The 21,445-nt window shown below is 68.3% G+C and carries 19 protein-coding genes; 15 read left to right on the forward strand and 4 right to left on the reverse strand.

Features of this window, described 5'->3' with window-relative positions; all coding sequences use genetic code 11:
- Positions 1-275 precede the first annotated feature (275 nt).
- From pgeF to ileS, 7 genes are all read left to right on the forward strand, one after another.
- Positions 276-1,001, forward strand: a complete 726-nt coding sequence (gene pgeF / locus F3087_RS35865) for a peptidoglycan editing factor PgeF (protein WP_150406564.1) — start codon at positions 276-278, stop codon at positions 999-1,001.
- Positions 1,001-1,783, forward strand: coding sequence for a YggS family pyridoxal phosphate-dependent enzyme (locus F3087_RS35870; protein WP_150406565.1), 783 nt, complete (start codon positions 1,001-1,003; stop codon positions 1,781-1,783). The genes pgeF and F3087_RS35870 overlap by 1 nt, the downstream gene beginning before the upstream one ends.
- 187 nt (positions 1,784-1,970) lie before the next feature.
- A complete protein-coding gene (locus tag F3087_RS35875) occupies positions 1,971-2,774 on the forward strand; it encodes a cell division protein SepF (RefSeq protein WP_150406566.1) in 804 nt (267 codons plus the stop codon).
- An 89-nt stretch (positions 2,775-2,863) separates the two neighbouring features.
- Complete coding sequence (locus tag F3087_RS35880) at positions 2,864-3,166, forward strand: YggT family protein (RefSeq protein ID WP_150406567.1); 303 nt, start codon at positions 2,864-2,866, stop codon at positions 3,164-3,166.
- Positions 3,167-3,234: 68 nt separating this feature from the next.
- Positions 3,235-4,092: a DivIVA-like cell division protein Wag31 gene (gene wag31 / locus F3087_RS35885; RefSeq protein ID WP_150406568.1), complete on the forward strand. Its 858-nt coding sequence runs from the start codon at positions 3,235-3,237 to the stop codon at positions 4,090-4,092.
- A gap of 80 nt (positions 4,093-4,172) precedes the next feature.
- The gene (locus F3087_RS35890) at positions 4,173-4,376 is read left to right on the forward strand and encodes a hypothetical protein (protein ID WP_150406569.1); all 204 of its coding nucleotides are present in this window, start codon (positions 4,173-4,175) and stop codon (positions 4,374-4,376) included.
- A 267-nt stretch (positions 4,377-4,643) separates the two neighbouring features.
- Positions 4,644-7,775, forward strand: a complete 3,132-nt coding sequence (gene ileS / locus F3087_RS35895; protein ID WP_150406570.1) for an isoleucine--tRNA ligase — start codon at positions 4,644-4,646, stop codon at positions 7,773-7,775.
- A 43-nt stretch (positions 7,776-7,818) separates the two neighbouring features.
- Here ileS and F3087_RS46225 read toward each other — a convergent pair whose 3' ends face one another.
- Both F3087_RS46225 and F3087_RS35900 read right to left on the reverse strand, forming a co-directional pair.
- Positions 7,819-7,977 carry a hypothetical protein gene (locus tag F3087_RS46225; protein ID WP_191094314.1) on the reverse strand — a complete coding sequence of 53 codons (159 nt, stop codon included), beginning with the start codon at positions 7,975-7,977 and terminating at the stop codon, positions 7,819-7,821.
- On the reverse strand, positions 7,977-8,393 hold the full coding sequence (locus F3087_RS35900) for an ester cyclase (protein WP_150406571.1): 417 nt from the start codon (positions 8,391-8,393) through the stop codon (positions 7,977-7,979). The genes F3087_RS46225 and F3087_RS35900 overlap by 1 nt, the downstream gene beginning before the upstream one ends.
- A gap of 42 nt (positions 8,394-8,435) precedes the next feature.
- On the opposite strand from F3087_RS35900, the gene F3087_RS35905 reads away from it, so the two are divergent.
- Together F3087_RS35905 and F3087_RS35910 are read left to right on the forward strand one after the other, a co-directional pair.
- Complete coding sequence (locus tag F3087_RS35905; protein ID WP_150406572.1) at positions 8,436-9,083, forward strand: TetR/AcrR family transcriptional regulator; 648 nt, start codon at positions 8,436-8,438, stop codon at positions 9,081-9,083.
- 308 nt (positions 9,084-9,391) lie between these two features.
- Positions 9,392-9,895: an NlpC/P60 family protein gene (locus F3087_RS35910; RefSeq protein WP_150406573.1), complete on the forward strand. Its 504-nt coding sequence runs from the start codon at positions 9,392-9,394 to the stop codon at positions 9,893-9,895.
- On the opposite strand, the gene F3087_RS35915 is transcribed toward F3087_RS35910, so the two are convergent.
- Entirely contained in the window at positions 9,892-10,776 is an 885-nt protein-coding gene (locus tag F3087_RS35915; protein WP_150406574.1) for a UTP--glucose-1-phosphate uridylyltransferase, read from the reverse strand. The two genes, F3087_RS35910 and F3087_RS35915, sit on opposite strands and share 4 nt — an antisense overlap.
- A gap of 256 nt (positions 10,777-11,032) precedes the next feature.
- On the opposite strand from F3087_RS35915, the gene F3087_RS35920 reads away from it, so the two are divergent.
- The 4 genes from F3087_RS35920 to F3087_RS35935 all read left to right on the forward strand — a co-directional run bounded on the left by F3087_RS35920 (position 11,033) and on the right by F3087_RS35935 (position 17,032).
- Complete coding sequence (locus F3087_RS35920) at positions 11,033-11,374, forward strand: TfoX/Sxy family protein (RefSeq protein WP_150406575.1); 342 nt, start codon at positions 11,033-11,035, stop codon at positions 11,372-11,374.
- Positions 11,375-11,613: 239 nt separating this feature from the next.
- Entirely contained in the window at positions 11,614-12,930 is a 1,317-nt protein-coding gene (locus F3087_RS35925) for a DNA polymerase IV (RefSeq protein WP_150406689.1), read from the forward strand.
- 195 nt (positions 12,931-13,125) lie between these two features.
- Entirely contained in the window at positions 13,126-13,626 is a 501-nt protein-coding gene (locus F3087_RS35930; RefSeq protein ID WP_223885595.1) for a hypothetical protein, read from the forward strand.
- A 199-nt stretch (positions 13,627-13,825) separates the two neighbouring features.
- The gene (locus F3087_RS35935) at positions 13,826-17,032 is read left to right on the forward strand and encodes an arabinosyltransferase domain-containing protein (protein WP_223885616.1); all 3,207 of its coding nucleotides are present in this window, start codon (positions 13,826-13,828) and stop codon (positions 17,030-17,032) included.
- A gap of 13 nt (positions 17,033-17,045) precedes the next feature.
- On the opposite strand, the gene rarD is transcribed toward F3087_RS35935, so the two are convergent.
- Complete coding sequence (rarD, locus tag F3087_RS35940; protein WP_150406577.1) at positions 17,046-17,966, reverse strand: EamA family transporter RarD; 921 nt, start codon at positions 17,964-17,966, stop codon at positions 17,046-17,048.
- Between the two features lie 35 nt (positions 17,967-18,001).
- Between rarD and F3087_RS35945 the strand changes: the two genes are divergently transcribed.
- Together F3087_RS35945 and F3087_RS35950 are read left to right on the forward strand one after the other, a co-directional pair.
- A complete protein-coding gene (locus tag F3087_RS35945) occupies positions 18,002-20,410 on the forward strand; it encodes an HAD-IC family P-type ATPase (RefSeq protein WP_150406578.1) in 2,409 nt (802 codons plus the stop codon).
- Positions 20,411-20,474: 64 nt separating this feature from the next.
- Positions 20,475-21,293 carry a PhzF family phenazine biosynthesis protein gene (locus tag F3087_RS35950; RefSeq protein ID WP_150406579.1) on the forward strand — a complete coding sequence of 273 codons (819 nt, stop codon included), beginning with the start codon at positions 20,475-20,477 and terminating at the stop codon, positions 21,291-21,293.
- The last annotated feature ends 152 nt before the right edge of the window (positions 21,294-21,445 follow it).

Here is a 21,445-nt window from a genome sequence, read left to right on the forward strand (position 1 = left end):
CGCGAAGGCCCTGATCCACTTCGGATCAGGGCCTTCGTGGCCTCCACCCCCGCGAACCCAGATCCGCACCAACAGCGCCCCCGTCGTCCGACACGGTCCGTCGACCCATGCCCGCCGCACTACTTCTGATTTCCCGCACCGAAAATTGCATGCGATTCCAGGTGCGGGAAATCAGAAGTAGTGCGGCTGACGTGCTGACCGGCGGGGGTGGGGGGGAGTGTTGTAGTCCTGGTGGCGGGTCGTCGGGGGTGGTGAGCGCTATTAGGCTCGGTGGCATGACTTCTGCCCCTACGCTGACCGTTCGACGAGTGACGACGACTAGGGCGGGTGGGTTTTCGGCGCCGCCTTATGAGTCGTTCAATCTTGGGGATCATGTCGGCGACGATCCGGCGACGGTGCGGCGCAATCGGGATCGGCTGGCCGAGGGGATCGGGCTCACGCCGGACCGGCTGGTGTGGATGGAGCAGATCCACGGACGCAACGTCGAGATCATCGACGGCCCGCGCGAGGAGCCGGTGCCGGCCACCGACGCCCTGGTGACCAAGGTGCCCGGCCTGGCGCTGGTGGTGCTGACCGCCGATTGCGTGCCGGTCCTGCTGTCCGACGACGAGGCGGGCGTCATCGCCGCCGTGCACGCCGGGCGGATCGGCGCGCGGATCGGGATCGTGCCGCTGGTGCTCGAGGCGATGGTGTCCATCGGCGCGCGCATCGACCGCATCGGCGCGTTCCTCGGCCCGGCTGCCTCGGGGCGGCAATACGAGGTGCCCGCCGCGATGCGTGCCGACGTCGAAAAGCACCTGCCGGGTAGCGCTTCCACCACCGTGCGCAAGACGCCCTCGCTCGACCTGCGCGCCGGCATCGCCAGGCAGCTCATCGAGGCCGGGATCAACGGTGTCGCCATCGACCCGCGCTGCACCATCGAAGACCGCACCCTGTTCAGCCACCGCCGCGGCGCGCCGACCGGGCGGCTCGGCAGCGTGATCTGGTCGGAGGTGCGCTGATGACCGGCTCGGAAGCCGTTGCGGCCCAGGTCGACGCGCGCACCGCGGAGCTGGCCACCAACCTGTCCGCGCTGCTCCAGCGGGTCGACGCGGCCTGTCTCGCGGCGGGGCGCGCGCCGGACTCGGTGCGTCTACTCCCCGTGACGAAGTTCTTCCCGGCCGCCGACGTGGCGATCCTGTATCGCCTTGGCCGGCGCGAGTTCGGCGAATCGCGCGAGCAAGAAGCCACAGCAAAGGTGGCAGAACTGCCAAATTTGGTCGGCCAGGGAGCTGAAAGTGACGAAGGACTCCCGGATGTCCAGTGGCACATGATCGGTCGCCTGCAACGCAACAAGGCACGGGTCGTCGCGCGCTGGGCGCACGCCGTGCACTCGGTCGACAGCGAACGCCTGGCAACGGCTCTGGACACGGGCGCGCAGACCGCGCTGGACGCGGGGGAGCGGACCGGCCCGGTGCGCGTCCTGTTGCAGGTGAGCCTGGATGACGACCCCTCGCGCGGCGGTGTCGCGCCGGCCGAATTAGCCCGTCTCGCAGAACAAGTTGCCGGGTCCAAGGCATTACGACTGTCCGGTCTGATGGCCATTCCCCCATTGGGGGCTGAGTCTGATGCGGCATTTGCGCGACTTGCGACTTTGCACACCATGCTGCTCGCCGAGCATCCCGGCGCGACAGAACTTTCCGCAGGAATGTCGGGCGATCTGGAATCTGCCATCGAACACGGCTCCACCTGTGTGCGTGTCGGTACCGCCTTGATGGGCGCTCGACCGATAACCTCGGCGTAGCAAAGAAACCTCATCAGTCACATTCGACACATATGCTTGAGGCAGACGAGGGCTGAGCAAGACTTCAACACCCGGCCGCCACCGGGGCCGAAGGAAGGTCGACCAATATGAGCGAGCGCAGCGAGCGAGTTCTCGACGCAGCCACCATCGTGGTCATGACTGCGCCGAGCGTCAGCGAGGCCAGGTCATGAGCACGCTGCATAAGTTCAAGGCGTACTTCGGCATGGTCCCTCTCGAAGACTACGAAGACGACTATGTCGATGATCGCGCCCCACGAGGGAGCGACGATCGCGTCGCGCGCCGGCCTCGGCCCCGTGACTACCCGGACGGCTACGGTGCCGACCGGTACCCCGAAGACCGTTACGGCGCTGGTCATTACGCCGCCGACGGCTTCGACCGCGAGGACGCCGACTACTCGGAACCTGCCTACAAGTCGCCGTACAAGGCCGGCTACCCGGTCTCCCGCCGCGAGGAGTACGCGGACGAGCCCTACGGCGAGGACCGCTACGAATCGCAGCGTCGGCCGACCCGGATCGAGACCGCGCCGTCCTCCGGCCGGTTCCGGGGCAGCGGCAGCCTGCCACCGCTGCGGGGTGCCACCCGCGGTGCGCTCGCCGTCGATCCCGACGCCGAGGAGCGTCGGCTCGAGGAGCGCGTGCGCCCCGAACCGGCACCCGCGCGCAGGCCGGGGATCTTCGAGGACGGAGGCCCCTTGTCCAAGATCACGACACTGCGCCCGCGCGACTACAGCGAGGCCAGGATCATCGGCGAGCGGTTCCGCGAGGGCAACCCGGTGATCATGGACCTGGTCGATCTCAGCAACGCCGACGCCAAGCGCCTGGTCGACTTCGCCGCCGGACTCGCGTTCGCGCTGCGTGGCTCGTTCGACAAGGTTGCTACGAAGGTGTTCCTCCTCTCACCGGCCGACGTCGACGTATCAGCCGAAGAACGCCGTCGCATCGCCGAAACCGGCTTCTACAACCAGAAATAAGGTCGTGATCTGGGGGGTGTTGCAGACCGGTCGCAGGTGGGGCGGCGCGGTCATTTTGCGCAAAGCGGATTTTGCGGCAGAGTGAACTCGTGGCCTTGTTCGCGGTGCTGTACTTCGTACTGTTCATCTTCTGGCTGTTGCTGATCAGCCGGGTGATCGTCGAGTTCATCCGAAGCTTCGCTCGTGACTGGCGTCCCACCGGTGTCGTGGTCATCATCCTCGAGATGATCTTCACGATCACCGATCCTCCGGTGAAACTCCTGAGGCGGTTGATACCACCGGTGTCACTGGGGGGAATTCGCCTGGATCTGTCGATTATGGTCCTGCTTTTCATCGTCTTCATCTTGATGTCGATCGTGGGCAGGCTCGGGCAGCCGGTAGCCCCGGTGTGACAGAATGGGCCGTGAAGTAGCTTGCTAGATCTGCTAGATCTCCAAAAGACGCGTGAAGGGATCCTTCCATGCCGCTGACTCCAGCCGATGTGCACAACGTCGCGTTCAGCAAACCGCCGATCGGGAAGCGCGGCTACAACGAGGATGAAGTCGACGCCTTCCTGGATCTCGTCGAGCAGGAACTCTCGCGTCTGATCGAGGAAAACGCCGATCTGCGTCAGCGGGTCGCCGAACTCGACGCGGAACTGGCCGATGCCAAGAAGAATCGCGGCCCGGTCGGCCCGAACAACGTGAAACCGCCTGTACAGCAGGCCCCTCCGCCGCCGCCGGAGCCGATCAAGCCGCCGGTGCAGCAGGCCCCGCCTGCCCCGATGCCCGCGCCGCCCGCCCCGAAAGAGGCGCCGAGCGCGGACGCCAATCTGCAGGCCGCCAAGGTGCTCAGCCTCGCCCAGGAGATGGCGGACCGGCTGACCAGCGACGCGAAGGTCGAGGCGGAAAACCTGCTCTCGAACGCCCGGGCAAACTCCGAGCGTCTGGTCGGCGATGCCCGCACCCGCTCCGAGGCGATGATCGCCGACGCGCGCCAGAAGGCCGACGCGATGCTCTCGGACGCGCAGTCCCGTTCGGACAACCAGCTGCGCCAGGCCAAGGAGAAGGCCGACGCCCTGCAGGCCGATGCCGAGCGCAAGCACACCGAGATCATGGCCACCATCACCCAGCAGCGCAGCGTGCTGGAGAGCCGGATCGAGCAGCTCAAGACCTTCGAGCGGGAGTACCGGGTGCGGCTGAAGTCCTACCTGGAATCGCAGCTCGAGGAGCTGGAGAACCGCGGCTCGGCGGTCCCGGTCGACGGCGGCGAGGCGTTTGCCGACGCCAACACGGCCAACAACCTGCAGCCGGCCTCGTTCGCCAAGGGTGGCAAGTAAGCCGCTCATACCGAGCACTACCCGCAGTTCAATACACTTGAAGGAACTGTCGAGCCGCCTGGCATGCGTTGGGGGTTTCCATGCTCGTGTTGACGCTCGTTCTTGCCGCCGTCGGCTTCGCACTACTGGTCGCCGCGCTCACCACCGGATCGGTGATCTGGGCGTGGGGTTGCATCCTGGTGTGCGTGCTCGGCGCGGTGCTCCTGCTGGTCAGTGCCTTGTCTATGGGTAAGCCGGACGAAGATTCGACTCCGCCTCCGCCGGGCCGCCACGCGAAACGCTAGGCGGGCCGTAAACAGGTTTGACCGCACTGGCTAGAATCAAACATGAACATGGTGTTGATCCGGCCATCACCGGGGAGCCTTCGGAAGAACAGCACCCGCTGCCCGTGCGGCGGTGCCCAGTAGAACCGAACGGGTGAGCCCGTCACAGCTCACAATGAGAGGTCCGGCTGCTCTGGCCGGGCAAGCGGGGTGGTACCGCGGTTTCGGCGCACCGGCGCCGGCATCGTCCCCGTGCCAACGGAAACGGCACGAGGAGACGCATCCGCGATGGCGGACCAAACTTCCAGCAACAGCGGCTATCCGAGGGTCGACCTCGGTGCCGGAGCGACGTTCCCCGAGATGGAACGCCGCGTGCTAGACGCATGGGCGGCCGCCGACACCTTCCGCGCGAGCATCGAAAACCGTTCCGGGGCAGCGGAGTTCGTCTTCTACGACGGACCGCCGTTTGCGAACGGGCTGCCGCATTACGGGCATTTGCTCACCGGATACGTCAAAGATCTCGTCCCGCGTTTCCAGACGATGCGCGGCAAGCGCGTCGACCGGCGTTTCGGCTGGGATTGTCACGGATTGCCCGCGGAACTCGAGGCGGAAAAGCAGCTCGGTATCACGGACAAATCACAGATCGAAGCAATGGGGCTCGCCGAATTCAACGCGGCCACTAAATCTTCCGTGCTCCGCTACACCGGCGAATGGCGCGATTACGTGACGCGTCAGGCTCGTTGGGTCGACTTCGACAACGACTACAAGACACTCGATCTCGACTTCATGGAGTCGGTGATGTGGGCGTTCAAGTCGCTGCACGAGAAGGGGCTGATCTACCAAGGTTTCCGGGTACTGCCCTACAGCTGGTACGAGCAGACACCGCTGTCCAATCAGGAAACCCGGCTCGACGACGCGTACAAGATGCGCCAGGATCCGGCGGTCACCGTCGACATGCCGCTGCGCGTGCCGGCCGACCATCCGCTGCACGCGCTCGACGGCGCCAACGCGTTGATCTGGACCACCACCCCGTGGACCCTGCCGTCGAACCTCGCGATCGCCGTGCACCCCGACGTGCGCTACGTGCACCTGCGCGGCACCGACGGCAAGCGTTATCTGCTGGCCGCCGAACGCGTGTCGCACTACACCCGCGAATTCGGCGACGAGCCGGAGGTGCTCGGCGAGTACGACGGCGCGGCGCTGACCGACCTGGCCTACGACCCGCCGTTCGACTTCTTCGCCGGCCACCCGCGCGCGCACCGCGTGCTGAACGCCGACTACGTGACCACCGACTCCGGCACCGGAATCGTGCACCTCGCACCGGCATTCGGTGAGGAGGACATGGACGTCGCGACGGCCAACGGCATCGAGATCGTGCAACCGCTCGATCAGGGCGGCAAGTTCACCTCGATGGTGCCGCCGTACGAGGGCCTGATGGTGTTCGACGCCAACCCGGTGATCATCAAGGACCTCAAGGCCGCCGGAAAGCTGTTGCGGCACGAGACGATCGAGCACTCCTACCCGCACAGCTGGCGCTCCGGGCAGCCGCTGATCTACATGGCGGTGCCGTCCTGGTTCGTCGCGGTCACCACGTTCCGTGACCGGATGGTCGAGCTGAACCAGCGGATCTCCTGGGTGCCCGAGCACATGAAGGACGGCCAGTTCGGCAAGTGGCTGGAGGGTGCGCGGGACTGGAACATCAGCCGTAACCGCTACTGGGGCAGCCCGATCCCGGTGTGGGTGTCCGACGATCCGGCCTACCCGCGCACCGACGTCTACGGCTCGCTGGACGAGCTGGAGCGCGACTTCGGCGTGCGCCCGACCGATCTGCACCGGCCGATGATCGACGAGCTGACCCGCCCGAATCCCGATGACCCGACGGGCAACTCGACCATGCGCCGGGTGCCCGAGGTGCTCGACTGCTGGTTCGAGTCCGGCTCCATGCCGTTCGCCCAGGTGCACTACCCGTTCGAGAACACCGAGTGGTTCGACAGTCACTTCCCGGGCGACTTCATCGTCGAGTACAACGGGCAGACCCGCGGCTGGTTCTACAACCTGCACGTGCTCTCGACCGCGCTGTTCGACAGTCCGGCGTTCAAAACCGTTGTCGCGCACGGCATCGTGCTCGGTGACGACGGCCTGAAGATGAGCAAGTCCAAGGGCAACTACCCGAACGTCAACGAGGTGTTCGACCGGGACGGCTCGGACGCGATGCGCTGGTTCCTGATGAGCTCGCCGATCCTGCGCGGCGGCAACCTCATCGTCACCGAGCGCGGCATCCGCGAGGGCGTCAGCCATGCGCTGCGGCCGCTGTGGAACGCGTGGACCTTCCTGCAGCTCTACGCCTCGAAACCCGGTACCTGGCGCACGGATTCGCCGAACGTGCTCGATCGTTACATCCTGGCCAAGCTCGCGCAGACCCGGGATACGATGACCGAGGCGTTCGAGACCTACGACATCGCCGGCGCCTGCGACGAGCTGCGCGGGTTCGCCGACGCGCTCACCAATTGGTATGTGCGCCGGTCGCGTTCGCGCTTCTGGAGCGAGGAGCCGGATGCGGTGGACACGCTGCACACGGTGCTAGAGGTGGTCACCCGGCTGGCCGCGCCGCTGCTTCCGCTGATCACCGAGGTGATCTGGCGCGGGCTCACCGGCGGCGAGTCGGTGCACCTGACCGACTGGCCGAAAGACGGTGAGCTGCCTGCGGATCCGGAGCTGGTCGCCGCGATGGACGAGGCCAGGGTGGTCTGCTCGACGGTGCTGAGCCTGCGCAAGGCGCAGAACCTGCGGGTGCGGCTGCCGCTGGCCGAGGTCACCATCGCCGCGGCCGACGCCGAGCGGTTGGCGCCGTACGCCGACATCATCGCCGACGAGGTCAACGTCAAGAAGGTCGACCTGACCACCGACGTCGCCGTGCACGGCCGCTTCGAACTGGTGGTGAACGCCCGGGCCGCCGGTCCGCGCCTCGGCAAGCAGGTGCAGACGGTGATCAAGGCGGTCAAGGCCGGCGAATGGTCCGAGGACGCCGCCGGTGTCGTCACCGCCGCCGGAATCGCCCTGCTCCCGGAGGAATACACCCAGCGCCTGGTCGCCGCCGAACCCGAGTCCACCGCCGCGCTGCCCGGCAATGCCGGTCTGGTGGTGCTGAATTCGGTGGTGACCGAGGAACTGGAGGCCGAGGGCTGGGCCCGCGACCTCATCCGCGACCTCCAGGAGACCCGGAAGTCGTTGGGGCTGGACGTATCCGACCGGATCACCGTGGTGCTCGAGGTGCCCGCCGATCGGGCCGGGTGGGCCGAGACCCATCGCGGCCTGATCGCGGGCGAGGTGCTCGCCACCACGCTCACCCTGGGTGCAGCGGGCGCCGACGCCGCCGAGCTGGTCGGGGGAGTGCGCGCACAGGTCACCAAGGCCGGATAGTTCGACACGGCGAGGGCGGGGCCAGTCGGTCCCGCCCTCGCGGTTATCCCTTGCCCCGCACCGAACCTGGCTGTGGCCGCGCCGCCGCTGCTGAATTGCCCAGCGGCGGTAGCCAATACGCGTCGGCGCTGTCCTGTCGCCGATCGCGCCGTTCGTAGCGGTGCGCCGCGACCCCGCGCTTGGCCGCCTTGTACGCGCCCATCAGGCCGGCGCCATCAGCTGCTGCATGATCGCGGCGGTGTCCAGCCAGACGTTCTCCCGGCTGATCTTGTGGTCGCGAACCTCGCAGACGTGCAGGATCCGGAAGCTGATCTGCCGATTGTTGCCCGGCACGCCGAGCAGCATGCCGGTCGCCCGGCCGTGCCACACGGATTCGTCGACGAAGAAGTCCTCGCCGTAGTACCGGTGCACGCTTTCCATCTTGTCCTCGCTGATCGCGGCGAACAGATCGCGGTAGCGCTGGGCGATCGCGTCCGGCTCGCGCAGGTTCCCTTGTGGATCGCCGACCGCGTCGTGCTCGACCTCATCGGCCAAGGTCGCCATGATCGCGTCGACATCGTTGGCCGCCTCGGCCGCACAGTGCCGCTCGAACAGCTCGTCCATCTCTTCTCTGGTCATCACACGCCCTCCGGAATAGTGAGATTCTGCTATCGTGGTGAGATGACTTTCTCACGGCGAGACGAGATTCTCAATAGTGGTCGAGCGACGAATCAGAAGATGCGGACCAGGGAGGCCTTGATCACCGCCGCGCTCGAGCTCGCCCGCAACGGTCACCCGCCGTCGATCGCCGAGGTCGCCGAGGCCGCGAAGGTCTCCACCGCCACCGCCTACCGCTACTTCCCGAATCCGCAGTCGCTGTGGTCGGACATGGCCACCCGGCAGGCCGGGTTCGCCGGTGGCTTCCCCGACCTGCTGCGTGACCTGCCCGAGGATGTGGAGGACCGCATCGAGCGGGTGGTGCGTGAGTGCTGCGCCTTCCAATTCGCCGACGAGGTGGTCTGGCGCGGCGTGCTGCGTGCGACCCTCGACCGCTGGTTCAGTCAGGTGGATGTCGCTGAGGCGGAACGGGTTCCGGTGCGCGGGGTGACCCGGCTGGAGATGGCGCGGATCGCGCTGGCCCCGCTGCGGGAGACGCTCTCGGCCGAGCGGTTCGAGCGGTTGGTGAATGCCGTCGTGCTCGTGTTCGGCGTCGAGGCGCTGGTCTCCACGCGCGATACCAGCGGGCTCGATCCCGAGGCGGCCACCGAGACGATGAGCTGGGCGGCCCGCGCGCTCGTTCGGGCCGCGATCGCCGAGTCGAAGGCGTGAGGGCCGTTTCGTCGGGTTCCAGCGTGTCGATCATGCCTGTGAGGCAGATCACATGCTAGAAATTAGCTGAAGTATTGTCGCAGGTCCGAGGCTCGCGGCAGAATCGGACCTGGTGCTGCTGTTGCAGAGAAGTACTTCTGGGGCAGCAGTGAGTTCGTGGATTGTCCTACCTGAAACGCGCTGTGTCCGGCGTCGCCGCGCCGGCCGCGGCCATTGCGGCTCCTGCTGGATGACGCGGCTCGACCCAGGCGTCCGCCGGGACCGCCGGATGGCGACCCGCTCGCCGGGCCGCCGGAAGGGACGAGCACGTGAACAGAAAACCCTTGCGTCGCATCGCTTTCGGATTCCTCCTAGCCACCGCCGCGACGCTCATCCTGGCCGGACCGGGATGGTCGGACACCGGCAGCGCGACCGGCAGCGCCGAATCCCTGTCCGCCTCCGGTTCCGCCGCGATCCCGCTGCCCAGCTCGCACGGGGTAGGTGCGCTGGCCGCCGCGGTGTCGCAGACCGGAAAGCCCTACGAGTGGGGCGGCACCGGCCCGTTCACCTGGGACTGCTCCGGCCTGGTCCAGTGGGCGTTCCGGCAGGTCGGCGTCAACATTCCGCGCACCACCTGGGAACAGGCCAGAGCCGGCGCGCCCGTCCCGTTCTTCGCCCTCTCACCGGGCGACGTGGTGGTACTGAACACCGACGGTTCGCACGTCGGCATCTACGCCGGCTTCGGTCAGATCTTCAACGCCTACGACTGGGGCGTGCCGGTCGGCCTCAGCCCGCTGCGTCAGTTCGACATCTTCGCCATCCGCCGCTTCTAGCGGGTCTCCTCGACCAGGCTGCGCAGCAGCGGGGCGTACTTCGGATTGGCCAGCGCCGAGGCGAACTGGGCGACCAGATAGTCGGCCGGGTTGCCGGTGTCGTACCAGCTGCCACGGATCACCTGGCCGAAGACCGGGTTGTCGGCGGCGTGCACGTTGATCGCGTCGGTCAGGTAGACCTCGCCGGAGCGGTGCTCGTACCAGGCCTTGGTCTGGGTGCGCAGCTCGTCGATGATGCCGGGCGTGACCACATAGCCGCCGATCGCGGCGAAGTCCGACGGCGCGTCCTCGGGCTTGGGCTTCTCCCGCAGACCGGTGATGCGCAGCAGGCCGTTGCCCTGGTCGTCGGCGACCACCGGCACGCCGTAGCGCTGCGACTCGGCCGGGTCCATCGGCATCAGCGCGAGCACCGGGGCGCCGGTCGCCTCGTAGGCGTCGATCAGCTGCTGCGCGCGCGGGACCTCGGCGACGAACACGTCGTCCGGCCACAGCACCAGCATCGGCTCGTCGCCCAGATTGCGGGCCGCGTTCAGCACCGGGGTGCCGTTGCCGTAGGGGCCGTGCTGGTCGAGGTAGGTGATGTGGCCGAGCCGGGACAGGTCGCCGACCTCTTCGACAGCGTCGGCGTAGGCCGTCTTGCCGTCCGCGCGTAGCTGCGCCACCAGGGCCGGGTTGGGCCGGAAGTGATCCTGGATCAACGATTTTCCGCTGCTGACCACGATGGTGATGTCGGTGATGCCCGACGCGACCAGCTCGCGGACGGTGTGCTCGATGACCGGCTTGTCGCCGACCGGCAGCATCTCCTTCGGGATGGCCTTGGTCAGCGGGAGGAGCCGGGAACCGATACCGGCGGCCGGGATCACGGCCTTGCGGATCTTCATAGGTCCGATCATCACATACGAAGCTGGGCGGTAAGGCCGGTCCCCGTGCTTCGTCAACTGTTTACCGAAACCGTGTAGTGCGCCGCCGCGGGCGATATCCGCCCAGGTCGTGGGCTGGTTGACCGTTCAAGGTCGGAGCGCGGGCGGGCGGGCAAGGGCTGTTGATCTCTACAGGAAATCAACAGCTAGTACGCAGTCATCGCCCAGCGTCGGGACCTGCCGGGATCTGTCGGTGTCCGGGCGTAGATTTCGGGTCGTGAGTACAGACAAGGCCACGGTCGCCGGGATCCTCGAGCAGCTCGAGCCGCTGGACGTGCGAGCCAGGGCGATGTTCGGCGAGTACGGCCTGTACTGCGACGACAAACTGGTCGCCTTGATCGCCGACGATCACCTGTTCGTCAAACCCACCGCCGTGGCCACCGGTTACGCCGACGAATCCTGGCTGGCGCCACCGTATCCCGGCGCCAAGGACTACTACCGGGTGCCCGCACCGCGGCTGGCGGATACGGCCTGGTTGGGCGAGTTCGTGCAGCGCACCGCCGAGGTGCTGCCGGTGCGGGTACCCAAGTCCAGGAAACCCTCGGCGAAACCACGGTGAGCGGGCAGCATCCGCCGGCCCGCGCGCAACCGCGCGGCGCGGTGACCACCGACGGGCCGGCGGCCGAGCGCGCCGACCCGCCGCGTGGCGACGCGCCGGGCGACGCATCTGGGGACGGGACGAACCCGGTCCGCGCCGACGTGCCGAGCGCTCCGATCGGCGACGTGCCTGCCGGCACACCGGGTTTCGTGCGCGCCGATGCGCAGAGCACGGCCCGGCGCTGGGTGCTGCATATTGATATGGACGCGTTCTTCGCCTCCGTCGAACAGCTGACCCGTCCCACGCTGCGCGGGCGGCCGGTGCTCGTCGGCGGCACCGGCGGACGCGGTGTCGTCGCGGGTGCGAGTTACGAGGCGCGGGTCTACGGCGCGCGCTCGGCGATGCCGATGCATCAGGCGCGCAGGCTGGTCGGCGTCACCGCGGTGGTGGTGCCGCCGCGCGGCGTCGTCTACGGCGTGCTGAGCGGGCAGGTGTTCGACGCACTTCGCAGCCGGATTCCGGTGCTGGAAACACTGTCGTTCGACGAGGCCTTCGGCGAGCCTGCCGAGCTGGCCGGCGCGACGGTCGCGCAGGTCGAGGAGTTCTGCGCGGACCTGCGCGCCGCCGTGCGCGAACGCACCGGACTGACCGCCTCGGTCGGCGCGGGCACCGGCAAGCAACTCGCCAAGATCGCCTCCGGTCTCGCCAAACCCGATGGGATACGGGTGGTTTCGGCGGTCGAGCAGCCGCAGATGCTGGCCGCGCTGCCGGTCCGGAAGCTGTGGGGGATCGGCCCGGTGGCCGAGCACAAGCTGCGCTCGCTCGGCATCGAGACGGTCGGCGCGTTCGCCGCGCTGCCCGAATCCGAGGCCATGTCGATCCTGGGCAGCAGCGTCGGCGCCGCGCTGCACCGGCTGGCCCGCGGCATCGACGACCGGCCGGTCGCCGAGCGCAACGAGGCCAAACAGATCAGCGCCGAAACCACCTACGAGACCGACATCGTCACCCTGGCCCAGTTGCGCCCCGCCATCGAGAAGATGGCCGCGGCCGCGTATCGCCGCCTGGTCAAGGACGGTCGCGCGGCCCGGACCGTCGTGCTCAAGCTGCGCAAATCCGATATGAGCATCGTGACCCGCTCGTTCACCCTGCCCTATGCCACCGAGGACCTGGTCACGCTGACCACCGCCGCCCAGCGCTCGGCGATCGACCCGGCCGAGCTCGGGGCGATCCGGCTGGTCGGCGTCGGCTACGGCGGATTGTCCACGGTGCGACAGGAATCCCTGTTCCCCGAACTGGATCAGGCGCCGATCGCCGAGGAATGGGAGAACGCGGCCGAGGTCGAACCGGACGCGGTGCCGGTGATCGCGCCGTCGGCTAGCGCGCCGTCCAGCCCGCTCTGGCATCCGGGCATGGACGTCGAGCACGCCGAGTTCGGCCACGGCTGGGTGCAGGGCGGCGGCTACGGCGTGGTGACCGTGCGGTTCGAGACCCGTTCCACCGGACCCGGTCCCGCGCGCACCTTTCCCGCCGACGATCCGAGCCTGACCAGAGCCGATCCGCTGAACAGTCTGCGGTGAGCGCGCGGGCGAACGGCTCGACATCGCCGAGCCCACCGGCTACGTTCGCTGCCGACGACATCAGTCAGTCCCGTGTGGGTCCACGCGGTGGTCCTCGGGGCCGGTAGCCTGGGAGCTCGTGCAGCGCCGCCGGTCGGGTGGAGGCTGCCATTTGTGGACATGACACGGACCTACTCGAACGCAAAGGACGAGCAGTTGAAGCTTCGTAAGACTGGACGCATCGCGATCGCCGGCCTGGCCGTGGTTGCCGCGCTGGGGATGACCGCGTGCGGCAGCGACGACAAGGACAAGCCCGCCGCCAAGACCACGACCAGCGCCAAGGCGTCGGCGTCGGCGAGCGCCGCGAACCTGCCGCCGGTCCCGACCGTCGCGGAGCTGAACACCGCCCTGGGCCGCGCGCTCGACCCGTCGGTTCCGGCGTCGGAGAAGCTCGACGGCGTGCAGGGTGCCGAGGCCGACCCGACGCTGCCGGACCGCCTCTCCCAGGCGGCCAAGGGTGCGGACGTGAAGATCGAGGTCACCGACGTCTCCAGCTTCGGCGACAGCGTCAACGCCAAGGCCAAGTTCATCGTGAACGGCCAGGAGAACATCGTCGACGTGCCGTTCGTCGCGGACAACGGCAAGTGGAAGATCCAGAAGTCCTGGGCCTGCGCCATGCTGACCAACCTGGGCCAGACCTCCACCGCCTGCGGCTAGATCGGGTCCGTCGCGGTCGGCTCTGCGGAGCCGACCGCGGCAACGACCTAGCTGGGACTCTGTGTCATCCGATGATTTCGCGCTAGCATCCACCGTCGTGACTGTCAGTGACGCTGTGCGTGAATCCGCTCAACCGCCGGCCAAGCAGGCGGACCAGCAGGATTCGAGCAAGCGCCGCACTGCTTCCGGTCGGCTCCGCATGCTGGCGATCGTCAGCGGGGTGCTCGCGCTCCTCGCGGCGGTATCGATTCCGTTCCTGCCGATCAAGCAGGACCAATCCAGTGTGGTGTGGCCGCAGGCGGCCGCGGTGACGTCGGTGACCTCGCCGCTGATCACCTACGCGCCGATGAACCTGTCCGCGCAGATCCCGTGCGCCGCGTTCGGCGCGCTCGCGGATACGGGCGGCGTTGTCGTGTCGACGATTCCGCGCCAGTCGCCCGACCTGGAGCGCTACGGGTTCGTCGCGAAGGTCGTCGCCGATACCCCGGATCGCGCGGGGCGGGTCGACGTGGTCTCGCGCAACATGCTGCTGTGGTCCGCGCCGCTGAGCGCGGTCCGCGACTCGTCCTGTGCGGTCGATATCCAGATGAACACCGGGCGGACCACGGTGTCCGCGCCGGGTCTCGCGGATTCGGACAAGGAGTTCGCCGCCGACGTCCGCCCGCAGGTCGTCGGCGTGTTCAGCGAGCTGACCGGCGCCGCGCCGGCCGGGCTGCACGTGAATGTCCAAGTGGATTCCCGGTTTTCGTCGTCGCCGACCCTGCTGAAGCTGGCCGCGATAGTGCTGGCCGCCTTGGCCACCGTGGTCGCGCTGGTCGCGCTGTACCGCTTGGACAGCCTCGACGGCCGCCGGACCCGGCGATTCCTGCCGACCAGCTGGTGGCGGTTGCGCCCGGCCGACTACGTCGTGTTCGCGACGCTGCTGGTGTGGCACTTCATCGGCGCCAACACCTCCGACGACGGCTACATCCTCGGGATGGCGCGCGCCTCGCAGAGTTCCGGCTTCATGTCGAACTACTACCGCTGGTTCAGCGTCGACGAGGGCCCGTTCTACACCCCGTACACCGACATGATCTCGTTGCTGACCCATGTGTCCTCGGCGAGTCCCTGGGTTCGGTTGCCCACCTTGCTGGTCGGCGTTTTCACCTGGTGGGTGATCAGCCGGGAGATCCTGCCCCGGCTCGGTACGGTGTTGCGGGACAACAAGATCGTCGGGTGGACCAGCGCGCTGGTGTTCCTCGCGTTCTGGATGCCCTACAACAACGGCTTGCGCGCCGAACCCTTTGTGGCCCTTGGCGTCGTGCTCACCTGGGCCTCGGTCGAACGGGCCATCGCGACCCGGCGGCTGCTGCCCTACGCGCTCGCCATCATCGTCGCCGCGCTGACACTGACCTGCGCGCCCTCGGGCCTGATCTGTCTCGGCGCGCTTGCCGCCGGCGCGCGCACCATGACCGCGGTGCTCGTGCAGCGGGCGAAGAACTCCGGTTACCTCGCGCTGCTGCTGCCCGTGCTCGCGGCCGGCACCGTGGTGCTGACCGTCGTCTTCGCGGATCGGACCCTGGCGGGCGCCCGCGAAATGTTCTACGTGCACGGCCGGATCGGCCCCGGCGAGTCCTGGTTCTTCGAGTTCCTGCGCTATCAGTATCTGTTGCAGATCAACGCCGACGGCTGGCTGACCAGGCGGTTCGGCATGTTCATGCTGCTGCTCGGCCTGGCGGTCTGCGTGGTCACGATGCTGCGCCGGGGCGGGCGCATCCCGGGGACGGCGCTCGGGCCGGGCCGCCGGCTGGTCGGCATCACCGTCGCCGCGATGGTGCTGATGATGTTCTCCCCGACGAAGTGGACCCACCAGTTCGGCGTCTTCGCTGGCCTGGCCGCCTGCGTCGCGGCGCTCACCGCGGTCTCGATCAGTCCCGCGGTCATGCGCCCGCTGCGCAACCGCGCGCTGTTCGCCGCCGCCGTATTCTTCGCCATGGCACTGACTTTCGTCGGCGCCAACGGCTACTGGTACGTCTCGGCCTGGGGCATCCCGTGGTGGGACAAGCCGCCGACCTTCGTCGGCTTCGGCCTGTCCACCTTCGCCGCGGGACTCTCGGTGCTCGCGCTGGCGGTCGCGGCCTGGTTCCACATCCGCCCGGAGTCCCAGCCGCGGGCCGGCTCGGTGCCCGGCCGGTTCGCGCGGGTGCCGGTGCTGGCCGTCGTCGCGGCCGCGATGGTGTTGTTCGAGGTGCTGTCCTTCGCCAAAGCCGCGGTGGCACAGTATCCGTCGTATTCGCTCGCGCAGTCGAACCTGTCCGCCGCCACCGCCGGTGGCTGTGGCCTCGCCGACAAGGTGCTGATCGAGACCGATCCCAACGCGTCGGTGCTGAAGCCGCTGTCCGGCGACCCCGCGACCGCGCTGGCCGGCGCCGACTCCGCCGGCTTCACGCCGAACGGCGTGGCCACCGACCTCACCTCCGACGAGGTCGAATCCACCACGGGCAAGGCGAATTCCGTCGCCAGCGCCGGCTCCGACGACACGACCGACCCGAAGGCCGGATCGAAATCGCCCGGCTCCGAGGCGGGTACGTCGGGGGTCGGCATCAACGGCAGCAATGTCCCGCTGCCCTTCGGCCTCGACCCGGCCACCACCCCGGTGCTCGGCAGCTACCGTGACGGCGCGCAGGTGCCGGCCGAGCTGACCTCCGGCTGGTATCGGCTTCCCGAGGACAGCAACGGAAGTCGCGGCCCGATCGTCTCGATCGCGGTGGCAGGCCGGATCCGGCATGTGGACAGCGACGGCATCGTGCACCCCGGTCAGGATCTGCGCGTCGAGTACGGCCGGGCCGGATCCGACGGCACCGCAACCACACTCGGCAGCGTCGACCCGATCGACATCGGCCCGTCGCCGTCCTGGCGCAACGTGCGCGTCCCGTTCGACCAGCTGCCCGGCGACGCGAACGTCGTCCGGATCGTGGCCAGCGACAAGGATCTCGGCAAGGACCAGTGGCTCGCGGTGACCCCGCCGCGCGTGCCGCAGACGAAAACCCTTACCGCCGTGGTCGGTTCGAAGACGCCGGTGCTGCTCGACTGGGAAGTGGTGCTGCACTTCCCCTGTCAGAACCTGGCGCCCACGCACGCGGGCGTCGGTGACCTGCCGACCTACCGGATCCTGCCGGACCGCAACGGCGCCACCATCACCAACCTGTGGCAGGCGCACGACGGCGGCGGCCCGCTCGGCTGGACCCAAATGCTGTTCACCGCGCGGACTTTGCCCACGTATCTGGACCAGGACTGGGACCGTGACTGGGGCTCGATCGAGCAGTACCTGCCGCTGGATCCCAACGCGCAGCCGGCCAAGGTGACCGTCGACGAAACCCAGCGCTGGGGCACCTGGACCCCGGGCCACATCAACACGGCCTGGTAGCCGGCGCGCGGACCTACCCGCGCTCCGATCCGGCTGCCGCGGTGCTCCGCGCGTCGAGATGGGTCCGCCGCGCACGCAACAGGGCGTGCGCGGTGAAGATGGCCAGCGCGGCCCAGATGAGCGCGAAACCGGCCCACCGGGAGGCAGGCATGGGTTCGTGGGCGATCGCCACGCCCCAGGCCAGCTGGAGGGCCGGAGTGAGGTACTGCAACAGCCCCATGGTGGACAGCGGAACCCGTTGCGCGGCAACCGAGAACAGCAGCAGCGGAATCAGCGTGACCGGGCCGGTCGCGATCATCAGCGCGGCATGCCCTGGGCTGGAACCGAATTCGCTGCGTCCGGTGACCGCCAGCCCGATCACGAAGAGCAGCGCGAACGGCGCGGCCACCACCCCCTCCGCCGCGATGCCGCGCAGCGCGTCCAGCGGAACCACCTTCTTCACCAGACCGTACGTCGCGAACGAGCAGGCGAGGACGAGCGCGATGACCGGCGGTCTCCCGTAGTCGACCGTGAGCACCGCCACCGCGGCGGCACCGAGCCCCAACGCGGCCCACTGCGCCCGAGCCAGTCGCTCCCGGAAGATCAACACCCCGAATGCCACCGTGACGAGCGGGTTGATGAAGTACCCCAGCGCGCACTCCACCACATGCCCCGAGATGACGCCGTACACGTACACACCCCAGTTGAGCGCGATCGCCGCCGACGCCACCGCGGCCAACCGCCAGGTCCGCGCGCCGATCCCGCGCAGCTCGCGCAGCCGTCCCGACACCAGCAGCACCGCGAGCACCACCAGCAACGTCCACAGGATCCGCTGCGCGACCACCTCGGCCGCCCCGGCGAACGCCAGCAACCCGAAGAACGCGGGGAACAAACCCCAGAGGAAGAACGCGCTCGTACCGAACGCAACACCCGGGATAGACCTGCTCCGCTGCACGCTTGCGACGCTACTTCTCCCGTAGCCTTGCGGTCATGTCGACAACCGTGCAGGCAGCGCGCGCCACCGGACTCACCGCGGCGGAGGTCGAGCAACGTCGCCGCGACGGGCTCACCAACGACGTGCCGGACCGAGCCAGTCGCTCGGTCCGCGACATCGTCCGGGCGAACGTCTTCACCCGGATCAACGCCCTGCTCGGCGTGCTGTTCGTCCTGGTGCTGGCCACCGGTTCGATCATCGACGGCATGTTCGGCCTGCTGATCATCGCGAACAGCGCGATCGGCATCATCCAGGAGGTCCGGGCCAAGCGCACCCTGGACAAGCTGGCCATCGTCAGCCAGACCAAGCCGACCGTGCGCCGCGACGGCAAGGCCGTCGAGGTGCCGCCGCGCGAGGTGGTCCTGGACGACCTGATCGAGCTCGGCCCCGGCGACCAGATCGTGGTCGACGGTGAGGTCGCCGAGGCTGCGCAGCTGGAGATCGATGAGTCGTTGCTCACCGGCGAGGCCGACCCGATGGACAAGCAGGTCGGCGCGGAGGTGATGTCGGGCAGCTTCGTGGTCTCCGGCAGCGGCTGCTATCGCGCGACCAAGGTCGGCAAGGACGCCTACGCGGCCAAGCTGGCCGACGAGGCGAGCAAGTTCACCCTGGTGAAGTCGGAGCTGCGCAGCGGCATCGACACGATCTTGAAGGTGATCACCTACCTGCTGATCCCGGCGGGCCTGCTGAGCATCTACAACCAGCTGTTCTCCAGCAAGGAGTCCTGGCGGCCCGCGGTGAGCGGCATGGTCGCGGCGCTGGTGCCGATGGTGCCGGAGGGTCTGGTGCTGATGACCTCGGTCGCGTTCGCGGTCGGTGTGGTCCGGCTGGGGCGGCGGCAATGCCTGGTGCAGGAGCTGCCCGCCATCGAGGGCCTGGCCCGGGTGGACGTGGTGTGCGCGGACAAGACCGGCACGCTCACCGAGAACGGCATGCGCCTGTCCGAGATCAAGACCCTGGACTCGTTCGAGGACAACGACGTTCGCCAGGCGCTGGCCGCGCTGGCGGCCGACGATCCGCGCCCGAACGCGAGCGTGCAGGCCATCGCCGAGGCGCTGCCGGACGGCCCCGGCTGGCAGCGCACCGCGGTCGCGCCGTTCTCCTCGGCCAAGAAATGGAGCGGCTGCTCCTACGGTGAGCACGGCGACTGGCTGCTCGGCGCGCCGGACGTGCTGCTCGACCCGGACTCCGACGCGGCCGGGGTCGCCGAGGAACTCGGCTCCTCGGGCCTGCGCATCCTGCTGCTGGCCCGCAGCGATCGCCCGGTCGACGCCGCGGACGCGCCGGGCACCGTGCACCCCGCCGCGCTGGTCGTGCTCGAGCAGCGGGTCCGGCCCGACGCCAAGGAAACGCTCGAATACTTTGCCGGCCAGAACGTTTCGATCAAGGTGATCTCCGGCGACAACGCCGTCTCGGTCGGCGCGGTCGCCGCCTCGCTCGACCTGCAGGGCGGCGATCACGCGGTCGACGCGCGCCAATTGCCCGACGACCGTGAACAACTCGCCGACGTGCTCGACCACGAGACCACCTTCGGCCGGGTCCGCCCGGACCAGAAGCGCGCCATGGTCGCCGCCCTCCAGTCGCGCGGCCACACCGTCGCGATGACCGGCGACGGCGTGAACGACGTGCTCGCGCTCAAGGACGCCGACATCGGCGTCGCGATGGGCGCGGGCAGCCCGGCCACCCGCGCGGTCGCGCAGATCGTGTTGCTGGACAACAAGTTCGCGACGCTGCCGTACGTGGTGGGCGAGGGCCGCCGGGTGATCGGCAACATCGAGCGGGTCTCGAATCTGTTCCTCACCAAGACCGTCTACTCGGTGCTGCTGGCCTTCCTGATCGGCATCGCCGGGGTCGGCTCGCAGATCTTCGGCTACGACCCGATCGGCTATCCGTTCCTGCCCCGGCACGTCACCATCGCCGCCTGGTTCACCATCGGCATCCCGGCGTTCATCCTCTCGCTCGCGCCGAACAACGAGCGCGCGCGCAGCGGATTCGTCCGGCGCGTCATGCGTTTGGCCATCCCGTCCGGCGTGGTGATCGGTGTCGCCACCTTTGTCGCCTACCTGATCGCCTACGCCGGCCCGGACGCCACCGCGCAGCAGAAGGAACAGGCAGGCACCACCGCGCTGATCACCCTGATCATGATCGCGGTGTGGGTGCTCGCCATCGTGGCCAGGCCGTATGTGTGGTGGAAGGTGGTGCTCATCGGGGCCTCGGTGGCCGCCTACATCTTCCTGTTCACCGTCCCGTTCACCCGGCACTTCTTCAAGCTGGATCCGTCCGACGTCGGGCTCACCACGGCCGCATTCATTTGCGGCGCGGTCGGAATCGTGCTCGTCGAGGTCGCGTGGTGGGTGAGCGCGAAGCTGCTCGGCGAGAAGGGAAACGACAAACTGGACATCTGACCCGGCGCGCCGCGAGAAGCCTTGTGCGAAGCGACCATTCAGTGTTGGAGTACCTTCTCCGAATATGGAGGTACTGCTGCACCAGATCGACGCGTTCGCCGACGCACCGTTCTCGGGCAACCCAGCCGCGGTGATGCCGCTCTCGTCGTGGCTCCCGGATTCGTTGCTGCAACACCTGGCCGAGGAGAACAACCTCGCCGAAACCGCCTTCTACACCGCGGAATTACCGCCGGAGGCCGGTGCGCCGCCCGGGGATTGGCCCGCGTTCCACCTGCGCTGGTTCACTCCGGCCGTCGAGGTCGACATGTGCGGGCACGCCACGGTGGCCAGTGCCGCACAGATTTTGGCGGACATGCATCCCGGCGCCGATCGGGTGAGCTTCTTCACCCGCAGCGGCTGGCTGCACGTGGACCGCACCGACGACGACGAATTCGTGCTCGACCTGCCCGCCGTGCCGTCCACCGAGGTGGAACCCGATCTTGTGCTGGTAGCTGCGCTCGGCGTCCGCCCGGTGCGTGCGTTCACCGGCACCGACGAGGTCATCGTGGTGGCCTCGGAGCAAGAGGTCCGCGATGCCGAACCGATCTTCACCGCATTCCCGCCGCTGCCGCGCGGAGTGATCGTCACCGCGCGTGGCGATGCCGTCGATTTCGTGTCGCGCTTCTTCGCGCCCGGCGTCGGTGTGGCCGAGGATCCGGTCACCGGATCGGCGCACGCCCAACTGGTTCCGCTGTGGGCGCACGAACTCGGCCGCACCGAACTCGCCGCCCGCCAGCTCTCCCGCCGCGGCGGCAGCCTGCGCTGCGAACTGGCCGGTGAGCGCGTGCTGCTCGTCGGCCGCTGCCGCCGCTACCTGGATGGGGTTGTCACACTGCCGGACTGACCCGAGTCCCGCGACTCACGCGCGCTACCACCAGGATTCGCGCAGCCGAGTCGTGTCCTGTCACCACGGTGCGGCACACCACAGCGCGGCGTGGTGATGTCAGTCCTCCGCCGGGATGAAGTGGGGATGAATCATCCCGGCGGAGGGCTGTC

The organism is Nocardia colli, assembly GCF_008704205.1.
In the GTDB taxonomy this organism is placed as follows: Bacteria; Actinomycetota; Actinomycetes; order Mycobacteriales; family Mycobacteriaceae; genus Nocardia; species Nocardia colli.

What these genes read in the sequence shown, in the direction of transcription:
- pgeF (WP_150406564.1), top strand. Translation starts at nt 276, where the DNA reads ATGACTTCTGCCCCTACGCTGACCGTTCGACGAGTGACGACGACTAGG.
- F3087_RS35870 (WP_150406565.1), top strand. Translation starts at nt 1,001, where the DNA reads ATGACCGGCTCGGAAGCCGTTGCGGCCCAGGTCGACGCGCGCACCGCG.
- F3087_RS35875 (WP_150406566.1), top strand. Translation starts at nt 1,971, where the DNA reads ATGAGCACGCTGCATAAGTTCAAGGCGTACTTCGGCATGGTCCCTCTC.
- wag31 (WP_150406568.1), top strand. Translation starts at nt 3,235, where the DNA reads ATGCCGCTGACTCCAGCCGATGTGCACAACGTCGCGTTCAGCAAACCG.
- F3087_RS35890 (WP_150406569.1), top strand. Translation starts at nt 4,173, where the DNA reads ATGCTCGTGTTGACGCTCGTTCTTGCCGCCGTCGGCTTCGCACTACTG.
- ileS (WP_150406570.1), top strand. Translation starts at nt 4,644, where the DNA reads ATGGCGGACCAAACTTCCAGCAACAGCGGCTATCCGAGGGTCGACCTC.
- F3087_RS46225 (WP_191094314.1), bottom strand. Translation starts at nt 7,977, where the DNA reads ATGGGCGCGTACAAGGCGGCCAAGCGCGGGGTCGCGGCGCACCGCTAC.
- F3087_RS35900 (WP_150406571.1), bottom strand. Translation starts at nt 8,393, where the DNA reads ATGACCAGAGAAGAGATGGACGAGCTGTTCGAGCGGCACTGTGCGGCC.
- F3087_RS35905 (WP_150406572.1), top strand. Translation starts at nt 8,436, where the DNA reads ATGACTTTCTCACGGCGAGACGAGATTCTCAATAGTGGTCGAGCGACG.
- F3087_RS35915 (WP_150406574.1), bottom strand. Translation starts at nt 10,776, where the DNA reads ATGAAGATCCGCAAGGCCGTGATCCCGGCCGCCGGTATCGGTTCCCGG.
- F3087_RS35925 (WP_150406689.1), top strand. Translation starts at nt 11,614, where the DNA reads ATGGACGCGTTCTTCGCCTCCGTCGAACAGCTGACCCGTCCCACGCTG.
- F3087_RS35935 (WP_223885616.1), top strand. Translation starts at nt 13,826, where the DNA reads ATGCTGGCGATCGTCAGCGGGGTGCTCGCGCTCCTCGCGGCGGTATCG.
- F3087_RS35945 (WP_150406578.1), top strand. Translation starts at nt 18,002, where the DNA reads ATGTCGACAACCGTGCAGGCAGCGCGCGCCACCGGACTCACCGCGGCG.
- F3087_RS35950 (WP_150406579.1), top strand. Translation starts at nt 20,475, where the DNA reads ATGGAGGTACTGCTGCACCAGATCGACGCGTTCGCCGACGCACCGTTC.